The 17,618-nt window shown below is 59.8% G+C and carries 10 protein-coding genes and 1 pseudogene; 4 read left to right on the top strand and 7 right to left on the bottom strand.

Features of this window, described 5'->3' with window-relative positions; translation table 11 throughout:
* The first annotated feature begins 99 nt into the window (after window positions 1-99).
* On the top strand, window positions 100-5,169 hold the full coding sequence (locus DW49_RS0103475) for an NEL-type E3 ubiquitin ligase domain-containing protein (protein WP_024421095.1): 5,070 nt from the start codon (window positions 100-102) through the stop codon (window positions 5,167-5,169).
* A 67-nt stretch (window positions 5,170-5,236) separates the two neighbouring features.
* Here DW49_RS0103475 and DW49_RS0103470 read toward each other — a convergent pair whose 3' ends face one another.
* Complete coding sequence (locus DW49_RS0103470) at window positions 5,237-5,983, bottom strand: tellurite resistance TerB family protein (protein ID WP_005615892.1); 747 nt, start codon at window positions 5,981-5,983, stop codon at window positions 5,237-5,239.
* A gap of 293 nt (window positions 5,984-6,276) precedes the next feature.
* Here DW49_RS0103470 and DW49_RS0103465 point away from each other — a divergent pair, with 293 nt between their 5' ends.
* A complete protein-coding gene (locus tag DW49_RS0103465) occupies window positions 6,277-8,364 on the top strand; it encodes a hybrid sensor histidine kinase/response regulator (protein WP_024420573.1) in 2,088 nt (695 codons plus the stop codon).
* A gap of 63 nt (window positions 8,365-8,427) precedes the next feature.
* On the opposite strand, the gene DW49_RS0103460 is transcribed toward DW49_RS0103465, so the two are convergent.
* The 3 genes from DW49_RS0103460 to DW49_RS0103450 form a co-directional block, all read right to left on the bottom strand.
* A complete protein-coding gene (locus DW49_RS0103460; RefSeq protein ID WP_005615887.1) occupies window positions 8,428-9,534 on the bottom strand; it encodes an NADH:flavin oxidoreductase/NADH oxidase in 1,107 nt (368 codons plus the stop codon).
* A 114-nt stretch (window positions 9,535-9,648) separates the two neighbouring features.
* On the bottom strand, window positions 9,649-11,358 hold the full coding sequence (gene recJ, locus DW49_RS0103455) for a single-stranded-DNA-specific exonuclease RecJ (protein ID WP_005615885.1): 1,710 nt from the start codon (window positions 11,356-11,358) through the stop codon (window positions 9,649-9,651).
* A gap of 73 nt (window positions 11,359-11,431) precedes the next feature.
* Window positions 11,432-11,974 carry a YaeQ family protein gene (locus tag DW49_RS0103450; protein ID WP_003377703.1) on the bottom strand — a complete coding sequence of 181 codons (543 nt, stop codon included), beginning with the start codon at window positions 11,972-11,974 and terminating at the stop codon, window positions 11,432-11,434.
* 334 nt (window positions 11,975-12,308) lie between these two features.
* Between DW49_RS0103450 and DW49_RS0103445 the strand changes: the two genes are divergently transcribed.
* Entirely contained in the window at window positions 12,309-13,148 is an 840-nt protein-coding gene (locus DW49_RS0103445) for a TIGR02285 family protein (RefSeq protein WP_005615882.1), read from the top strand.
* Window positions 13,149-13,321: 173 nt separating this feature from the next.
* Here the strand turns inward: DW49_RS0103445 and DW49_RS0103440 are convergent, their stop codons facing one another.
* Window positions 13,322-13,618 carry a DUF3509 domain-containing protein gene (locus tag DW49_RS0103440; RefSeq protein WP_005615880.1) on the bottom strand — a complete coding sequence of 99 codons (297 nt, stop codon included), beginning with the start codon at window positions 13,616-13,618 and terminating at the stop codon, window positions 13,322-13,324.
* Window positions 13,619-13,906: 288 nt separating this feature from the next.
* Between DW49_RS0103440 and DW49_RS0103435 the strand changes: the two genes are divergently transcribed.
* A complete protein-coding gene (locus DW49_RS0103435; RefSeq protein ID WP_005615878.1) occupies window positions 13,907-14,569 on the top strand; it encodes a response regulator in 663 nt (220 codons plus the stop codon).
* Here DW49_RS0103435 and DW49_RS0103430 read toward each other — a convergent pair.
* Together DW49_RS0103430 and DW49_RS0103425 are read right to left on the bottom strand one after the other, a co-directional pair.
* Window positions 14,542-15,831, bottom strand: a complete 1,290-nt coding sequence (locus DW49_RS0103430) for an EAL domain-containing response regulator (RefSeq protein ID WP_024420571.1) — start codon at window positions 15,829-15,831, stop codon at window positions 14,542-14,544. The two genes, DW49_RS0103435 and DW49_RS0103430, sit on opposite strands and share 28 nt — an antisense overlap.
* 123 nt (window positions 15,832-15,954) lie before the next feature.
* A pseudogene (locus DW49_RS0103425) lies at window positions 15,955-17,538 on the bottom strand (ATP-binding protein); the annotation flags it as partial.
* Window positions 17,539-17,618: the final 80 nt, after the last annotated feature.

The raw sequence follows: 17,618 nt of genomic DNA, 5'->3' as shown, positions 1-17,618 counted from the left end.
AGCGCCAACACTACTTGAGCGTACATACATAGTTAACACTTGCAGGCCGGATCACAAACGTAAGCTTTGTCGACTATTCATTCATGACAAGGCAGTCCAATGCTAGATCCATCCTTGGCGGGCAGTGCTCCGGCAAACTCGCACGTGCAACTTATAAAAGACCATTCGCCTGACTGGCTGCTTCAGGCAGAACCCGCCACTCATGCGGTCTTGCGCAAGGCGTCCGCTGCCGCGCCGCAATGGCTGGCCAGCGCACGCGAGTCCAGCCCCGACCAGGTCGCGGCATTGCAACGCCTGTACGCCGAACACCGCGACAACGAACAAAAGGTCCGCCCGGCGCTTGATCGCCTGTCCACGCTTGAAGACTTTGCCAGGCCCTTGCTGACGGCGGCCATCAAGGAGCGCTTCGGCCTGGACGTGGATGTTGACCAGACCTGGCTGTTCCATGCAGGCCGGGCAAAGGTCGACCAGTCGTTCATTTCGGCCTCAAAAGACCCGATGACTCAGGCCAACACCGCCTTGAGAGCTGCAACCCAGAGCCTGCTCAAGGCGGCGCTGCAGAATTTCGAGGCCTGGGAAACAGCAAGCGGCGCGATGGACTCGGACTCCAGCATCAAGGCCGCCGTGTTGTGCGCGTATGAAATCATCGGTATGCAGATGACCGGCAAGTCTGTAGCGATCCCCCCCACCGGGTTTGCAGCGCTGTGCCGTGAACTGGACCTGGGCGGCAAGTATCAGACGCACCTCGAATCCGCGTTCAGTACGCCTGCGACACCAGGAGAAACGGCCGACAGGATCCGCGACAACTTCATACAACTGGAGTCGTCATCTATCAGGCTTCAGTTACAAATAGCCACGTTGAAGGGGCTGATCAGCCAGCCGCTACATGACGCGGTACTGGACATTGTTGCGGGCAAGCGCAACGTTCAACTCGATAACCTGCCCGTGAAGTGCAGCGTGCTGCGTTTATGGGATGTCGAACTGAACGGCATTGTGGTGTTTGGCAAAGACCGCGAAGTGGCCACTCAGGTGGAAAAAATCGTCGTTTATATACCCGACGATCCCATTGCGCCGCTCAAAGAATATGACTCCGCTGAAGCATTCCTGAGTTCATTGCGCGACCGGATGTTCGTTGACGGCTATCTGAACTTCTTCCAGCGTTTCATTCCGGCGCGACACCAAAGTGCGTTGTATGGAAAATTGCTTGAACGCCTGCACCCCAAGGTCAAGAAAGGCGGTTTCTTCGAAGGCCAGTGGTTAGAACAGGAAGCAGACCGAAACGCCCGGCTGGACCTGAGAGAAACCCCACTCGGCGGCGTGTTGCTCGACAACCTGCACGATCGCAAGCGTGCTGCCCTGCGCGACGACGCATTGTTTCACGGCGTGCCCACTGCGGCAGAGGATCAAAAGACCTTCGACGAGCGCGTGCAGTATTTCAAGGACACTGCATTCAATGTGCTGAATATTGCAGCCTTCGTCGTCCCGGTGCTGGGCGAAATCATGCTGGCAGCGACAGCGGCGCAACTGATCCATGAAGTTTACGACGGCGCACAAAGCTGGGCGCACGGAGAGAGACAGCAAGCTTTCGCCTACCTGTTCGACGTGGTAGAGAACATTGCGCTGATGTCGGCGCTGGGTGCAGCCGCTAAGGGCGGTCCGGGTATTGCGGCCGTGCAGGTGCCTGAGTTCGTCAGCCGTCTCAAGCCGGTGGAGCTGCCGGACGGCGCGACGCGGCTGTGGAAACCGGACCTGTCACCGTTTGCCCATGACATCGTGCTGCCGAAGGGTTTGCAGCCCGACGAACTGGGCCTCTACAACTGGCAAGGCAAGCAGTGGTTGCCTGTCGAAGGGCAGACCTATTTGGTCAAACCGGCGGCAACCAGCGGCGATTATCTGATCGAGCACCCTACCCGGACCAACAGCTATCAGCCGACCTTGCGGCATAACGGCGCGGGAGCTTGGCTGCATGAACTTGATCGGCCACTGGAGATGGAGGGCCTGACCCTGTTTCGACGGCTGGGGTACTCCAGCGAAGCGTTTTCCGATGTCGCGGCGCGACGCATCCTGCGCGTCAGTGACACAACCGAATCAGTCATGCGCCGCGCACTCCATGAGCAACAACCCGCGCCTGCCCTGCTGGAAGACACTGCACGCCGGTTCAACCTGGATCAGCAAATCGATCGCGTCATCGAACAGATGGAAGCCGGTGACATCCACGCGGACGCCTCCCTCCAGCTGGATTTGCTGAGCCAGGAACCCGCCTGGCCCGGCAATCGTGCGCTGGCGCTGGTGGATGGCGACGGCAACACCCTCGGTACATTTCCCCCGGCACGCCAGGCTGCTCCCGATAACGTTCTGCGCATTCGTGCCGACCAGCCGGACGCGCTGCGCCAGGCGCTTGAAGGCTTAAGCAATAACGAGATCAGAGCCCTGCTCAATGAAGAGTTCGGCGCAGGCCAGCTCGGCATGTCGCCGAGGTTGACCACGCTGCGGACCCGCCTGGTTGCCAGCGCCCGAAGGAGCAGAGTCTGGCTGTTCGAATCCCGTTACCGCACACTGAAAATCGGCGATGTGGACGGCACTCCAACCCTCCAGAAAGCCTTTGGCGGGCTGCCTCCCATGGTTGCGCAAGAGCTTGCCAGCCACGCATCGCCTGCGGAACGGGTTCAGCTTGTAAAAGATCACCGCGTACCGTTGCGAATGGCCGAGGAAGCCACTGCTTATCTGCAAAAGACACGTTTGGCACGTGCCTACGAAGGGCTCTACCTGACGTCGGTTTCCAGTACCGACAGCGAGTGTCTTGCCCTTCACAGCCTTGAGGCCCTGCCGCAATGGCCAGCACAGGTCAGGCTGGAAGTCCGCAATCGTTATTTCAGTGGTGCACTGATCGACAGCATCGGGTCGCAGGACGCTCCGATTCGCAAAGTGCTGATCAGCGATGGCAGCCGCTATGAAGTCCGTGACGCTGACGATCAGTACCTGCATGGCCTGGACGACCTCTATGCGTCCGTACTCCACGCCTTGCCGGATGCCCAGCGCAGCCAGTTGGGTTTTCCACATGCAGGTCAGGGTCAGGGTCAGGGTCAGGACCTCAAGAGACTGGTTCAGGAAAATCCTTTGTCCCGTCAGAAACTCGCGCCCTTGTTGAACATGCAAGCAATCAAGCCAGGCTCCAGATCGCCCATGCGTCTGGCCGACGGCCGCCTGGGCTACCCGTTGAGCGGACGCGGCAGGGTCGACTGGCACATGACCGACGAAAGCCTGCTGGACAAGATCCGCACGCTGGAGCTGGAAGATGCCTTCCCGGAAGACATTCTCGACCGCCTGCGCCACACAGGCTGGGACAACAGGGCCATTGATGAACGGCTCAACACGCTGCTGGGCGAACAGCTGACTCTGCGTGCAAGCCTTATCGTCTGGACCGATGAAGTCACTACATTTCCACAGATGAGTCAGGCACATGTGGACAGTCGAGAGCGCATCAGTGAGGCCATCTGGAGCCACTGGCGCCTCAACAACCTGCCCGAGATCGGGCGCACGTTCGAGCCGCTGCGGTTGCAGTACGTGTCCCTGAAAGATTTCCCCCGACACTTGCCGGACTTCTTCTGTCGTCAGGTGCGCTACCTGTACCTGAGCAGAGTCACCGGCACAGCGTCTGACCTCGACCAGTTGCTGCGGCGCATGACTGAGGTGAGCTCGCTGGAAATGAGCGGCCATGTGATACCGCTGACCCAGTTGCCGGAAGCGCTGCTGGAACTTCGAGCACTGCGTTCGTTGTGCCTCAACGATCAGGGCTTGCTTCTCGAGCAACAGCATATCGATTTTCTCAGTCGTATTCCGACGCTTGAACGCCTGGAACTCGATGGCAATCGCGTAGGTGCCATTAACGACCTCACCGGCCTCAACCACACCGCCCTCAACTGGCTGTCGCTGAGCAATGCCGGACTGAGCGAATGGCCAACCTGGGTTGATGAAATGATTCCGTCGCCCCTGAAAGCGCTTCTGCTGGAGGGCAATCTGATCACTGACTTGCCGGAAAACATTCTGGCCAATCCCGTTAGCCAGCATTCGCACACGGAAATAAGCCTGCTGAACAACCCGCTTTCCGAAGCAACCATCCGCAGTGCGCAGATGTCGGAGCGTCACGGACGCGCATTCACCTTCGACATGGACCTGCCGCCCGAACTCAGCGGCATGGACTGGACAGAAAGCCGTGACACCGACGGGTCAATATCGGATTACATGTTTTCCGAAGACAGCCGCTCCTCCACCCCGGAGCCCGTTTCTGCCGAGCCTTGGCTGGAAGAAACCGACCAGAGAAGCGCCGAGCGACGCCAGATCTGGGAGCAATTGGAAGCAGGCGAGCATACACGCAACCTGCTGGACCTGATCGGTTCACTGCGTCAAAGCGCCGATTACCGCAACATGGCCAGTCGACCAGCATTACAGGAACGCGTCTGGGGAGTGCTTGCCACCGCGAATCAGGACCCTCAGTTACGCATGACCCTCAATGCCATTGCAGAGGAACCGCTCAGGCTGCTTCGCGACAACGATACCTGCCCGGACGGCATTTTTCTGGAGTTCAACCAGATGGAAGTGCTGGTCTTCACTCGCCAATCCTTGCAAAACGTCGTCCAGGAGCAGCGCGGCAACATGCTTTATCAACTGACTGTTCGGCTTTATCGGTTATCCGAACTGGACGCCGCTGCACGCGAACAGGCTGGCGACAGAGACGAGGCGGAAGTCCGTCTGGCTTATCGCATGCACTGGGCAAGCGCGCTTGACCTGCCGGTGCCACCGGGAAACATGCTGTTCGAGGTCCATGCGCGGATTCGACCAGGCGAACTCGACACGGCCCTGCTGCGCGTGCAAACCGGCGAACAAGGCGAGCCGTTCCTGCGTTACGCGGCGCAGCAGGATTTCTGGGTCAGTTATCTACGGGAAAATCATGCAGGCCGCTTCGATGCACTCGAACGCATCTATCGAATCGACCTGACCCGGCTGACCGACGAATTCGAGCAACGTGACATCAGCCTGGACAATCCGGAATACGAAAGTCGGATTCAGGAGTTCGAAGCCCGGTTCAAAGAGCAACAAGCCACCCTCATCCGTGAGCTGACCAGTACCGAAGGGCTGGAACACACCCTTGACCGAGATTTGTCTCGGTAACACGAGAGCATTCCAGGCTCTGGATAAGCCATCGTGCTCTGAATGCGCGGCGCCGGAGGCCTGCAGATCACTCGGCGTCTCTGACCTGCCCCTCCAGTTCGGCCTTGAGGCCCGGATCCAGTTTCAATTGGCGCGCCAGCTCGTCGAGGTAGGCGCGCTCCATAAAATGTTCGTCATCGACCATCATCACGCTGGCGATGTACATTTCCGCTGCCATTTCAGGCGTGGTCGCAGCGCGGGCCACTTCCGCTGGGTCCAGCGGTTTGTTCAGTTCGGCCTGCAGCCACTGCTGAAACGCCCGGTCGCTATTGAGCTTGCTGAACTCGCCCTCGATCAACGCACGCTCGCGCTCATCAACATGGCCGTCGGCTTTCGCCGCAGCAACCAGCGCGCGCAGAATGGCCTGGCTATGCTGCTCGGCTTCAGCCTCGGGCAAGCGGTCGATGGTCTGCGGTTCGCGCTGACCGGTCAGCCCCTGACTGGCCTGCCAGTTGTTGTACGCCTTGTAGGCCAGCACACCCAACGCTGCCAGGCCACCATACGTCAGCACTTTGCCGCCCATGCCACGCGAGCGTTTGCCGCGCAGCAGGCTCATGGCGCCTGCGGCCAGCGCACCACCTCCTGCGCCAGACAACAAGCCACCCAACCCGCCCGAAGAAGACCCTTTGCCTTTATTGCCGCCGAGCAAGCTGCCCAGACCATTGATCAATGAATCACTGCCCGAGGATTGCTTGCCGGATTTGCCGTTGGCTTTGTCCTGCAGCATGCTTTGGCCGGACTTGAGCAACTGATCGAGTAAACCACGCGTATTCACAGAGAGCCTCCTACAAGGTTAGTCAGATGAGTCATTGACCCGCAGGTTAAAGAGAAGTGGCCTGTCGCCAACTAACAGTATGCTTCCGGATGTTACAGACCCACGTAACGCCCGCTCATCTCCTTGTCCGTCATAGCGATAAAACGTGTGCAACCGGAGCCAGTAAAACAGGGTCAATAGAAGTGTTCACAGAGATACGAACAGAACTCACCCGCATAGATGGTTTGGCCAGGTACGCACAGTCATATGAATGCCTTGGCATCCAAAAGCAGCCCGTCAGGAGCTTGCCTCACGTGATATCCCCAATTGATTTTCCGGCAGGTGCAAGCAAGGCGGCCGGGATTATTCGATCAAAGGACTGGAGCCCGACGTCACTCGGGCCAATCCAACACTGGCCAGCAGCGCTGAAAAGCACCCTGAATCTGCTGCTCAACTCGCCGGAATCGATGTACCTGCTCTGGGGACCGGAGCTGTTGTTTTTCCATAACGACGCTTACACACCCATTCTTGGCCCGCGCCAACGTGGGGCCATCGGCTCGCCGGTTGCCGAGCTGTGGGCTGACGTCTGGGATCAGGTCGCACCGCTGGCCGCCGATGCGCTGGCCGATACGCCGTGTCGCTACGTGGACATGCCTCTGAGCATGGCGCGTTTTGGCGAAGTCGAGCAGACGTGGTGGTCATTTTCCTTCTCGCCGGTGATCGACGAGAACGGTGTTATCGCTGGGGTTTTCTGTATCACCAACGAGACCACTCAGCATGTTCTCGACCACCACGCGCTGCGCGACAGCGAACGCAAGCGTCTGGAGTTGATCGACAAGCTGGTCAGGCAGGAACGGCAACAGACTGCAAGGCTGAAACAACGCACGCTGGAGCTGAACACATTCTGGGAGATGTCGCCCGACCCGCTGGCAATACTCGATTTCAACGGCATATTCCTGCGCGTCAATCCAGCCTGGACGGCGATCCTCGGGCGTACGGAAGAGGAATTGGTGGGCAGCTCGATCATGACCCTGCTGCACCCGGACGACGTCGGCAATACCCGGAGCGCGCTGAAACACACGGTGAATCAGGTGCTCCCGCTGTTTGAGAACCGCTATCAACATGTGGACGGGACGTACCACTGGTTCGGCTGGACCGCTGCGCCCGGCAATGGAATCATCTTCGCGCTGGGCAAACACCTGACCCACGAGAAGCAACGGATCGAGGCCCTGCACATTGCCGAAGAAGCGCTGCGTCAGTCGCAGAAAATGGAAGCCGTCGGCCAGCTCACCGGCGGCCTGGCGCATGACTTCAACAATCTGCTAATGGGCGTGACCGGCAACATGGAGCTGCTGCTGTCGAGGATTCGCCAGGAACGCTTTACCGAACTGGACCGCTACATCAATGCAGCACTGGAGGGCTCCAAGCGCGCGGCATCACTCACCCATCGACTGCTGGCCTTTTCGCGCCGCCAGACCCTGGCCCCCAAAGCCACTGATGTCGATGTGCTGATCGCCGGCATGGATGAGCTGATCAGGCGCACCGTAGGCCCGGCCATCGACATGCAGGTCGTTGCGTCACGCGGCCTGTGGTCGACGCTGGTTGACCCGCATCAACTGGAAAACTCCCTGCTCAACCTGTGCCTCAATGCCAGGGATGCGATGCCTGATGGCGGCCGGTTGCTGATCCAGACTGCCAATCGCCATCTGAATGCATCTGCGGCGACTCAATACGAGCTGCCCCCCGGCCGGTACGTGGAGTTGTCTGTCACCGATACTGGCACCGGCATGGCGAAAGAGGTTATCGACCGCGCCTTCGACCCGTTTTTCACGACCAAGCCGACGGGCATGGGCACCGGCCTGGGGTTGTCGATGATCTACGGATTTGCGCGGCAATCCGGCGGTGGCGTGCGCATCGGCTCGACCCTCGGGGAAGGGTCACGCATATGCATCCTGCTGCCGATGCACGAAGGCGATGCAGAAACGGTCGCACTGGATGAGGGTCTGTTGACGATTGCGCCGCAAAGCGCGGGTGACGAGACCATTCTGGTCGTCGATGACGAACCGGCGGTACGCCTGCTGATCGCCGAACTGCTTGAAGACCTGGGTTATGCCGTGTTGCAGGCCGAACGTGGCGCTGACGCCCTGGTCGTCCTGCAATCGAAGGCGGCCATCGATCTGTTGATTACCGACGTCGGCCTGCCGGGCGGCATGAATGGTCGTCAGGTTGCCGATGCGGCCAGAGAGGTGCGACCCGACCTGAAAGTCCTGTTCGTGACCGGTTACGCTGAAAACGCTGCGTTAGCCCACGACACCCTGGAACCGGGTATGCACGTGCTGCCCAAACCGTTTGCCATCGCCGAACTGATCGGGCGTGTGACCGAGTTACTGGAAGGCGAGTAACAAAAAACCGAGCGCTTTGCGGCGCTCGGCTTACGGTCATCCCGGCAGCAGTCAGTTTGATGATCAGTCGCGCAAATCAGACTCATGAATCGGCTGATCGCGGTGGGTCGCGCGTTGGTACTGCGCAGGCCACGTCGCCAGGCGTCCGCCCAGGTCCTCATCGGCACGCAGCGGCCAGTAAGGGTCACGCAACAGTTCTCGCGCCAACAGAATGATATCGGCCTGGCCGGTACGCAGAATATGTTCTGCCTGGGCAGGATCAGTAATCATGCCCACCGTGCCCGTGGCAATGTCGGACTCCTTACGCACGCGCTCGGCAAACCGCGTCTGATAGCCCGGGCCTACCGGGATTTCCGCATTGGCCGACGTTCCGCCCGACGACACATCGATCAGGTCGGTGCCCAGCGCTTTCAAGCGACGCGCCAGCTCAACGGTTTCATCGGCGTTCCAGCCGTCTTCCACCCAATCGGTGGCAGACACACGGACGAACAAGGGCAGCTCTTCAGGCCACACCGCGCGCACCGCTTCGGTCACTTGCAGGGTCAGGCGAATCCGGTTCTCGAATGAGCCGCCGTACTGGTCGGTGCGCTGGTTGCTCAAGGGCGACAGGAACTGGTGCAGCAGATAGCCGTGCGCGGCGTGAATTTCCACCACTTTGAAGCCTGCGGTCAGGGCGCGGCGTGCGGAATCGACGAATGCCTGGATCAGTTCCTTGATCTGCATTTCGCTGAGTTGCACAGGTGCGGTGTGCTGCGGATCGAAGGCAATAGCCGATGGCCCGACCGACGTCCAACCACCTTCATTCAGTGGCACGCTGCCATGTTTGCCCAGCCACGGACGCCAGGTGCTGGCCTTGCGCCCGGCATGAGCCAGTTGAATGCCTGCAACCGCGCCCTGGGCATTGATGAAGCGCGTGATGCGTTGCAGCGGCTCGATCTGTTCATCGTTCCACAGGCCGAGGTCTTCGGGCGTGATCCGACCGTCCGGCGTCACGGCCATCGCTTCGCTGATGACCAGCCCGGCACCGCCCACTGCGCGACTTCCCAGGTGGACCAGATGCCAGTCATTGGCCAGGCCGTCGACACTGGAATATTGGCACATCGGTGAAACGGCAATGCGGTTGCGCAGGGTCAGTTGGCGCAGCGTGTAGGGTTCTAACAGCAGGCTCATGGCAACCTCTCGTAATGAAAATTCAGGTGTCCAGACTCTGTTCACGCTCTGAACAGGTTTTAACAGCCAGTCTGTTGTCGACAACCCGATAACGAGAGGGGTTCCTGCTGATTGTCAGCGTGGCGCGATGTGCACCACCATCAATTGCACGGTTTCATTGCCGCGAAACTCGTTGAGGTCAAGTTTATAAGCCAGCTCGACCCAGCGAATAGTGGGATTGGGCCAGATTTCGCGGTCGACGCTGAACGCAATACCGTCCAGCTTGACGCTGCCACATTCGGTCTTGAGCACCATCTTCAAATGTCGTTCGCCCACGACGCGTTGCTCGACCAGCTGAAATACACCATGAAACAGCGGCTCCGGAAAATGCTGCCCCCAAGGGCCGGCATTGCGCAGGGCGCGGGCCAGCTCCAGGTGAAACTCTTCGACAGCCAGCGAACCGTCAGACAGCAGGCGCCCGGTCAGGTCCTGTTCGTCCAGTTGGCGGCGCACCTCCAGGTCGAACGCCTCGGCAAACGCCGGAAAGTTCTCTTCGGGTAGCGAGAGGCCCGCCGCCATGGCGTGCCCGCCAAACTTGCTGATCAGGTGAGGCTGACCCGCGGCCACGGCGTCCAGCGCGTCACGGATGTGAAAACCCGGCACCGAGCGCGCCGAGCCCTTGAGCACGCCCTCCCCGGCCCTGGCAAACGCGATGGTGGGCCGGTGGTAACGCTCCTTGAGCCGCGAGGCGAGAATACCGATGACGCCCTGATGCCACTCTGCATCGAACAGGCACAGCCCGAACGGCATGGACTCCAGCGGCAGGTCCTTGAGCTGCGCAAGTGCTTCGCGCTGCATGCCCTGCTCGATGGACTTGCGGTCCTGATTCAGTTCTTCCAGTTGCACGGCCATTTCCCGAGCCTGTGTCGGGTCGTCGCAGAGCAGGCATTCGATGCCCAGGCTCATGTCATCCAGACGCCCCGCCGCGTTCAGGCGCGGGCCCAGAATGAACCCCAGGTCCGTTGAGGTGATGCGCGAGGGCTCACGCCGTGCGACTTCCAGAATCGCGCGCAGCCCAGGGCGGGCGCGGCCCGCACGGATACGCATCAGCCCCTGGTGCACCAGAATGCGGTTGTTGGCGTCCAGCGGCACGACGTCGGCGACGCTGCCCAGCGCCACCAGATCGAGCAGTTCGCCCAGATTGGGCTGGGCACGCTGATCGAACCAGCCGGTGTCGCGCAAGCGTGCTCGCAGGGCCATCAACACATAAAAGATCACCCCCACGCCCGCCAGCGATTTACTGGGAAAGGTACACCCTGGCTGATTGGGGTTGACGATGGCGTCCGCCGCCGGAAGCTCGTGACCGGGTAAATGGTGGTCGGTGACCAGCACCTGCAAGCCTGCCGCCTTGGCCGCCGCCACGCCCTCGACACTTGAGATGCCGTTATCCACGGTGATCAGCAGCTGCGGCTCGCGCTGCAGCGCTACTTCGACGATTTCCGGGGTCAGACCGTAGCCGTATTCAAAGCGGTTGGGCACCAGATAATCGACATGCGCGGCACCCAGCAAGCGCAGGCCCAGAACACCGACGGTACTGGCGGTCGCGCCGTCGGCATCGAAGTCGCCGACGATCAGCATGCGCTGACCTTCACGCAGGGCGGTCACCAGCAGGTCTACCGCTGCATCGATACCCTTGAGCTGCTGATAGGGGATCAGTCGCGCCAGGCTTTTGTCCAGCTCGGCCTCACAGGCCACACCTCTGGCCGCGTACAGACGTGTGAGCAAGGGCGGCAGGTCGCCAAGAAACGGCAAGGTGTCGGGCAACGGACGAGGTTCAATGCGCATGCGGGTCAGCTGATTCTCTTGAGGGTGTCGATTAACGTTTTGTCGGCAGGCAGGCGGTCAGCGCGGGCCTTTATCAGCCGCGCTCGCCTGTCAGCCATTGCAGCTGCACTTCATGCTGACCACGGTCGTCAGTCACGAACACCGTGCCTTCGCTGATCATCACATCCCATTTGATGACCCGCGGCATGTCTTTGGCGAGCACTTCCAGCACATCCTGCGGCACTGCCGCGATGTTGACGTTTTTCAGGTTCTTGATCGCCGGGATAACCTTGCCCTCCCAGACGCGCAGGCTGCCGTAGGCAAGCAGGCTGGTGCGCTCGGTGCGCCGCGAACACCAGGTCAGGCGATCGGCATCCGGCTGCCCGACTTCGATCCAGTGCAGGACGCGATCATCCAGGCTTTTTTCCCACAGTGCGGGCTCGTCTACATCAGACAGACCGCGACCGAACGCCAGTTGTTCGTTGTACCAGAAGGCGTAGGCCAGCAAACGCACGGTCATGCGCTCTTCGGTTTCCGAAGGATGCCGGGCAATGGTCTGCTTGACGCTCTCATAAACCCCACGATCAAGGTCGGTGAGGTTGAGTTCGAATTTGTAGGTCGTGGACGGCTGGGCCATGAACGGGCTTCTAGAGTCTGGAGGGAAGACGGCCAGTCTAACCGATGCCGGGCCTGTGAACGAACTTGCTCACGCAGACGCCGTGATTGCACTGATGTGCGGGGAACAGAAAAATCGATAGTCTGAAACAAAATCCTGATACAAATTAGCCCATGCAGGCATCTGCAGCGAGCAACCGGACTCCCGGCAAGGGGTTGACGGGGTATTTGAATGTGACGCCACTGGCGCAGCGCCACTCAAAGACCTGCCTCCCCACTTCAGATTGTTGACCCCTTTTCGAGGATGACACCCGCGAATGCCCCCTCCTGCCTCGCACTGCACAACGGCTCGATTGATGCTCGCCCTGTCGCTGGTGGCCCTGTCGTGTGCCAGCCAGGCAAAGGAGACGCTGACCTGGCTGATGCGCGACATACCACCTTCGACAATTTTCTCCGGGGCGATGCGCGGGCAAGGTGCCATCGATCAGCTCATGCCTCTGCTGACCGCACGAATGCCCGAATACGATCATGTGTTGATGCGGGTCAATCGGGCCAGAAGCCTGCAAATGCTCAACGACGCCTCGTCACTGAACTGCGACCCCACGATGTTATGGACCGCCGAAAGGGCCAAAACCCTGCTTTTCTCGATCCCTATCGTGGCCATAATCAGCAGTGGCCTGATTGTACGCAAAGAAGAAATGTCGACGTTCGAGCCCTATATGGCGGATGGCAAAATCGACTTTGCGGCGCTGATGGCCAGCAATGCCATCACATTGGGCGTGGTTGCCGAACGCAGTTATGGGGAGCTGATCGACCACACGCTGCAAGGCGTCAACGAAAACGATCTGATCGAGCACTACGGTAACGATGCCACTGGCAGCCTTCTACAAATGGAGCGCCTGGGCCGTTTGCAGGCCTTTATCAGTTTCTGGCCGGAAGCGCGCTACCAGGCTATGCAGCAAGGCATATCACCGGATGAGTTGAGTTTTTTACCGGTTCAGGGCAATCCGGCCTATCAATTCATCTACATCAGCTGCAGCCATACGCCCGAAGGCGAGCAGGCCATCGCAAAGATCAATCAGCAAATGCGCGAGCTGCGTGAAAGCAACCTGATGGACTTTTATGCTCAATGGCTGGACCCCTCCCAGCGGGCGAGCTATCTGGAAGACGTCAAGGCGCTGTTCCAGCAGCACTGATCTGGCAAAAAGAAACCCCGAACAGAGGGGCGGCTGTCCGGGGTCAACATGACCATGACGGTAATTTCGTCAGCCCCTGATCAGCGGAGCACACTTGATCAAGCCTGACGTAATCAATATGAGTACAACTGTCTCCCCTGGTTCAAATACCGTTGACGGCGGTTAAGCAACTGTTAAGCAAAAGACGGAACACCGACGAACGGGCGACTGATCGCAGCATTACGCATTGCAGCGATGACACACGGCTCGATCCGCCCTTCTGCGACCATCAGGTCCCGGCGCAGACCGTCTACCACGTCGGTCAGCTGACGTTTGTCGCTCAGTTGATCAGCGCCAAATTCACGCTCGATCACACGGGCACCCGCTTTATCTTTCAGAGTCACCAAACGTTCGCCCCGAGAACCCGCCGGACCAATACTGGCCTGATAGGGCGCCAGCGCTTCGCTTAGCAGTAAGCTGATATTTTCCATCCGGATCACCACTCAACAGTTTGAATGCAAAGGTGCTAATTAATGACCGTTGGCGATAAGAGAAAGTTCTGTTTATCGTCTGATCGCAGCACCCGTGTGTTATTTCGAGCATGCCTGCTGAATGTGACAAGGAAAAAACCTGAGGCCGGCGACCAGAAAAAGCGGGGTTGTAGGAAAAACCGACATAAATTAGCCACGCGTCCTACAAGATGCCTATGATCATGATCGCTGTGTTAAACGCTCTCATCGTCTGCAATACCCGACAGCCCTTTCTGATGGAGCCCGGTCTTGAGCGATTCCACTGATCGACCGTTGCGCGTCATCGTGGCTGACGACCACCCTATTTTCCTGATTGGCCTGCGCGTGGTACTGGAACAGGACGACCTGGCGCACGTGGTTGCCGAAGCCGGCAATCCGGACGCACTGCTGCAGGCACTCGCAAGCCACACATGCGATGTGCTGGTGACTGACTTCATGATGCCCGTCGAGCGTCAGAATGACGGCCTGCGCCTGCTGCAGCGTGTGCGTCGGGATTTTCCGGTACTGCCGGTGATTGTCGTGACGACGTTGAGCAATGCTGGTCTTTTTCAGTCCATGTTCGACCTCGGCGTGCGTGGCCTGTTGAGCAAAGCCAGCCTGGCCGGAGAACTGCCTGCTGCGGTCAGGGGCGCGTTGCGCGGGGAAGTTTTTGTCGCCGATTCCGTGCGCCGGGTTTTGCGAGAGGCACAGCAATACGGGCCTGATGCGCTGCTGGCGGCCGAACGCTTGTCCCCAAGAGAGCTGGAAGTGTTACGCCTGCTCTCGGCAGGCCATACGGTTGGCCAGATCGCGGCGCAACTCAATCGCAGCAAACAGACTGTCAGCGCGCAGAAAGTCGGTGCCATGCGCAAGCTCGGCCTGGCCAACGACGCCGCACTGTTTATCTATTTGCAGGAAAGCGGCATGTCCTGAGCCCCGGCGCCCGTCAATCCATCTTGCAGACGGGAATCATCACGCTCGGCGACCCAGCGCAGGAAGTCTGAAGCGGCCATTGGACGGGCAATGAAATACCCCTGAACCGCAGGATTGCCCAGCGCCAGCAAACTGTGGAAGTCGTCAATCGTCTCGACGCCTTCCACCACCACTGACATGGACAGCCGCTGCGCCATGAGCATGGCCCCGGCCACCACCGCAGATTTGCGCACATCGTCAGCCATGCCGCGCACGAACTCGGTGGGTATTTTCAGTTCGCTGAACGGCAACTGCAAAAGCCGTTCGATGTTCGAAGCGCCCATACCGAAGTCGTCGATGGACAATTTGCAGCCCAGCATGCACAACCTCAACAGCGCTTCGAGTTGCCAGGTTTCAGGTCGGGCGGCATCCTGCTCGAGAATTTCCAGCGTCAGGGCACTTGCCGGTACGTCATGACGGTCCAGCGCCTGCATGATCTGCTCGGCGAAATCCGCGCATTGCAGCACCTGAGGATCAATGTTGACGGCGACTGGCAGCGCCGTTCCCTGTGTTTGCATGACGTACGCAGACAAGCGCAGTGCCTGATCCAGCACACGCCAGGTCAACGCGACGGTCAGGCCTTCGGCTTCTATGGTCGCCATGAAACGCCCAGGTGCCAGCAGGCCATGCACGGGGTGCTGCCAGCGAACCAGAGCCTCGACGCCGAGTACCTCGCCTTGCAGGCTAACCTTGGGTTGAAAATAGGCAATCCACTGCTCGGCGACAGAGGGGGCGCCCGCTGCGTCCTGAGGGCCGCTGCCTGTCACGGCAAACAACTCCCGTGCAGACAGCGCGCCCGGAGCGTGCGTTGCCGGCGTCGGCGACGCAAGCTCGGCACGACTCGGCCCGTAGGCCTTGAGCAGTTCGCACAGGGCGGTGGCCGAAGCGGGCTTCTGCAGATAACCCAGCACGGTCAGCCCTTGATTGAGCGCCAGTTGCGCGACGCCCTCCAGCACACACGCAGCGGAAGCACTGAGGATGATCAGCGCCCTCGCCTGCCCGCTTTCAGCCAAAAAGCGAATCAGCTCCAGACCGTCAGGCCCGTCCATCTGCAGGTCGCAGATAGCGATATCGACAGGACCGCGGCTGTGCAAGGACTGCTTCGCAGCCTCGACGTTGTCAGCAGCCAGCACATCGAATACCTGATTGGCGTTGAGCATCTGGTGCAGCGCCATCAACTGGAACGGGTGATCTTCGAGAATCAGAACCTTGAGTGAGTGCACAGTCGCGCCTACGGAATCGGAGCCATCGGGACAGCAATACATTTACTTTAGTCCCTTGTGCAGACATGCCCCATAAGACGTGTCTTAAAAAGCGTTGGCGATCACGATACTTTTCTGCAGGACTCAATCGCGAGGGCGCGCAGTTTCAGGCACTGCCACCAATTGCATTTCGATATCAGCGCGCAATCCGGTCATCGCGTTCTCCAGCGCCAGCCAGCGCTCCTGCACATCGCTCATGCGCTGCTGCCGAACACTGTCGTCCAGCGCCGCGCACGCTCTGGCCAGAGGCACCGCATCAATCAGACTGGCCGCACCCTTGAGCCGATGCAGGCTGGCGCTCATGGTCTTCCAGTCATTTGCCGTCACGGCGGGCTCCAGCAAGGCATGCTCATGACGCAGGTTCTTCCACAGTTCGCTCAACAAGCGCTGCATCTGCTCCGGATTGGCGCGCGTCATGTTTTGCAGCGTGCGTATGTCGAAGGTTGGCTCACGCACCCTATCCGCCAGCTCCCGGGCCAGACGTGCCAGTGAAAGCGGTTTGATCAGCAGCCCGTCCATGCCGGCCTGCTCACATCGCGCAGCCTCGTCAGTCATCGCATTGGCGGTACAGCCAATCACCGGACAGCGCTGGCGTTGCTCCGTCTCTTCTATCTGGCGAATGGCTTCGGTCAATGCATACCCGCTGATGCCTGGCATGTTGCAATCGGTGATGAGCGCATCGAAGTGCTCGTTGCGCCAGATCGACAGCGCCGCCTCACCGCCTTCGACAGGCACCACCCGATGCCCCAGGAACTCGAGCTGCCGGGTCAACACCAGTCGATTGGCCGACATGTCATCGACCACCAGCAGGTGCAGACTGCGCGTATCCGGGGTGGCAGCCAGCGTTGTATCCAGGTCCTCGGCAGGCGGCGAAAGCGGTTTTGTCACCCTGGCCAGCGGCACGTCGATGGTGACCCGCGTACCCGTGCCGGGTTCGCTTTGCAGGCTGATATCGCCCTTCATCAGCTCCACCAGTTGCCGGGTGATGCTCAGCCCCAGGCCACTGCCTCCGTAGTGTGCAGCCGTGTCGGCGGCGGCCTGTGTGAACGGCTGAAATATCTGCTGCTGACGCGCCGGCTCAATGCCCACGCCGCTGTCCATGATGCCGATGCGTACCCGTGAAGAGTCTGGCGAGTCATCTGATACCTCAACCTTCACGACCACCGCCCCTTGCCGGGTGAATTTCAAGGCATTGCCCAACACGTTGTGCACGACCTGACGCAACCTCAGCGGGTCGAGCCAGTAGTCACCACGCGCCTGTTCAGCAAATTCCAGTCGCAACTCCAGGCCTTTGTCCCGGGCCTGAGCTGAAAAAAGCGCGAGAACGCCCTCGAAAAAAGTCTGCAGAGGCGTGACGACCAATGATAACTGCATGCCACCGGCTTCGATTCTGGCAAGGTCCAGGCTTTCGCCAATCAGCGCCACCAGCTCCGTGGCGGAACGATGAGCCACCTGCAGGCCTTGCGACGGTGCCTCGCCCCGACGCAAGGCGTGCTCGCATTCCAGCTCCAGCAAACCGATGATCGCCCCCATCGGTGTGCGGATTTCGTGGCTCATGCTGGCCAGAAAGACGCTTTTGGTCTCGTTGGTCTGAGCCGCCAGGCGTACCGCTTCCTCGAGCTGCTGTTCCAGCAGCTTACGCTCGGTGATGTCGATCCAGCCCCCTAGGGTCTGTTCCCGTTTCACATTGGTAGCCACAGAAAAGCGCAGGCCATTGCTATGACGCTTTCATAGTTTCTCTTGAGTTT

The organism is Pseudomonas avellanae BPIC 631, assembly GCF_000444135.1.
Lineage (GTDB): Bacteria > Pseudomonadota > Gammaproteobacteria > Pseudomonadales > Pseudomonadaceae > Aquipseudomonas > Aquipseudomonas avellanae.
The sequence above is the reverse complement of the archived record's forward strand: the minus strand, read 5'-3'. Positions and strand labels throughout refer to the sequence as shown.

Excerpts from the sequence above, each read along its gene's own strand:
- DW49_RS0103450 (WP_003377703.1), bottom strand. The coding sequence starts at position 11,974 with ATGGCCCAGCCGTCCACGACCTACAAATTCGAACTCAACCTCACCGAC.
- DW49_RS0103460 (WP_005615887.1), bottom strand. The coding sequence starts at position 9,534 with ATGAGCCTGCTGTTAGAACCCTACACGCTGCGCCAACTGACCCTGCGC.
- DW49_RS0103445 (WP_005615882.1), top strand. The coding sequence starts at position 12,309 with ATGCTCGCCCTGTCGCTGGTGGCCCTGTCGTGTGCCAGCCAGGCAAAG.
- DW49_RS0103440 (WP_005615880.1), bottom strand. The coding sequence starts at position 13,618 with ATGGAAAATATCAGCTTACTGCTAAGCGAAGCGCTGGCGCCCTATCAG.
- recJ (WP_005615885.1), bottom strand. The coding sequence starts at position 11,358 with ATGCGCATTGAACCTCGTCCGTTGCCCGACACCTTGCCGTTTCTTGGC.
- DW49_RS0103475 (WP_024421095.1), top strand. The coding sequence starts at position 100 with ATGCTAGATCCATCCTTGGCGGGCAGTGCTCCGGCAAACTCGCACGTG.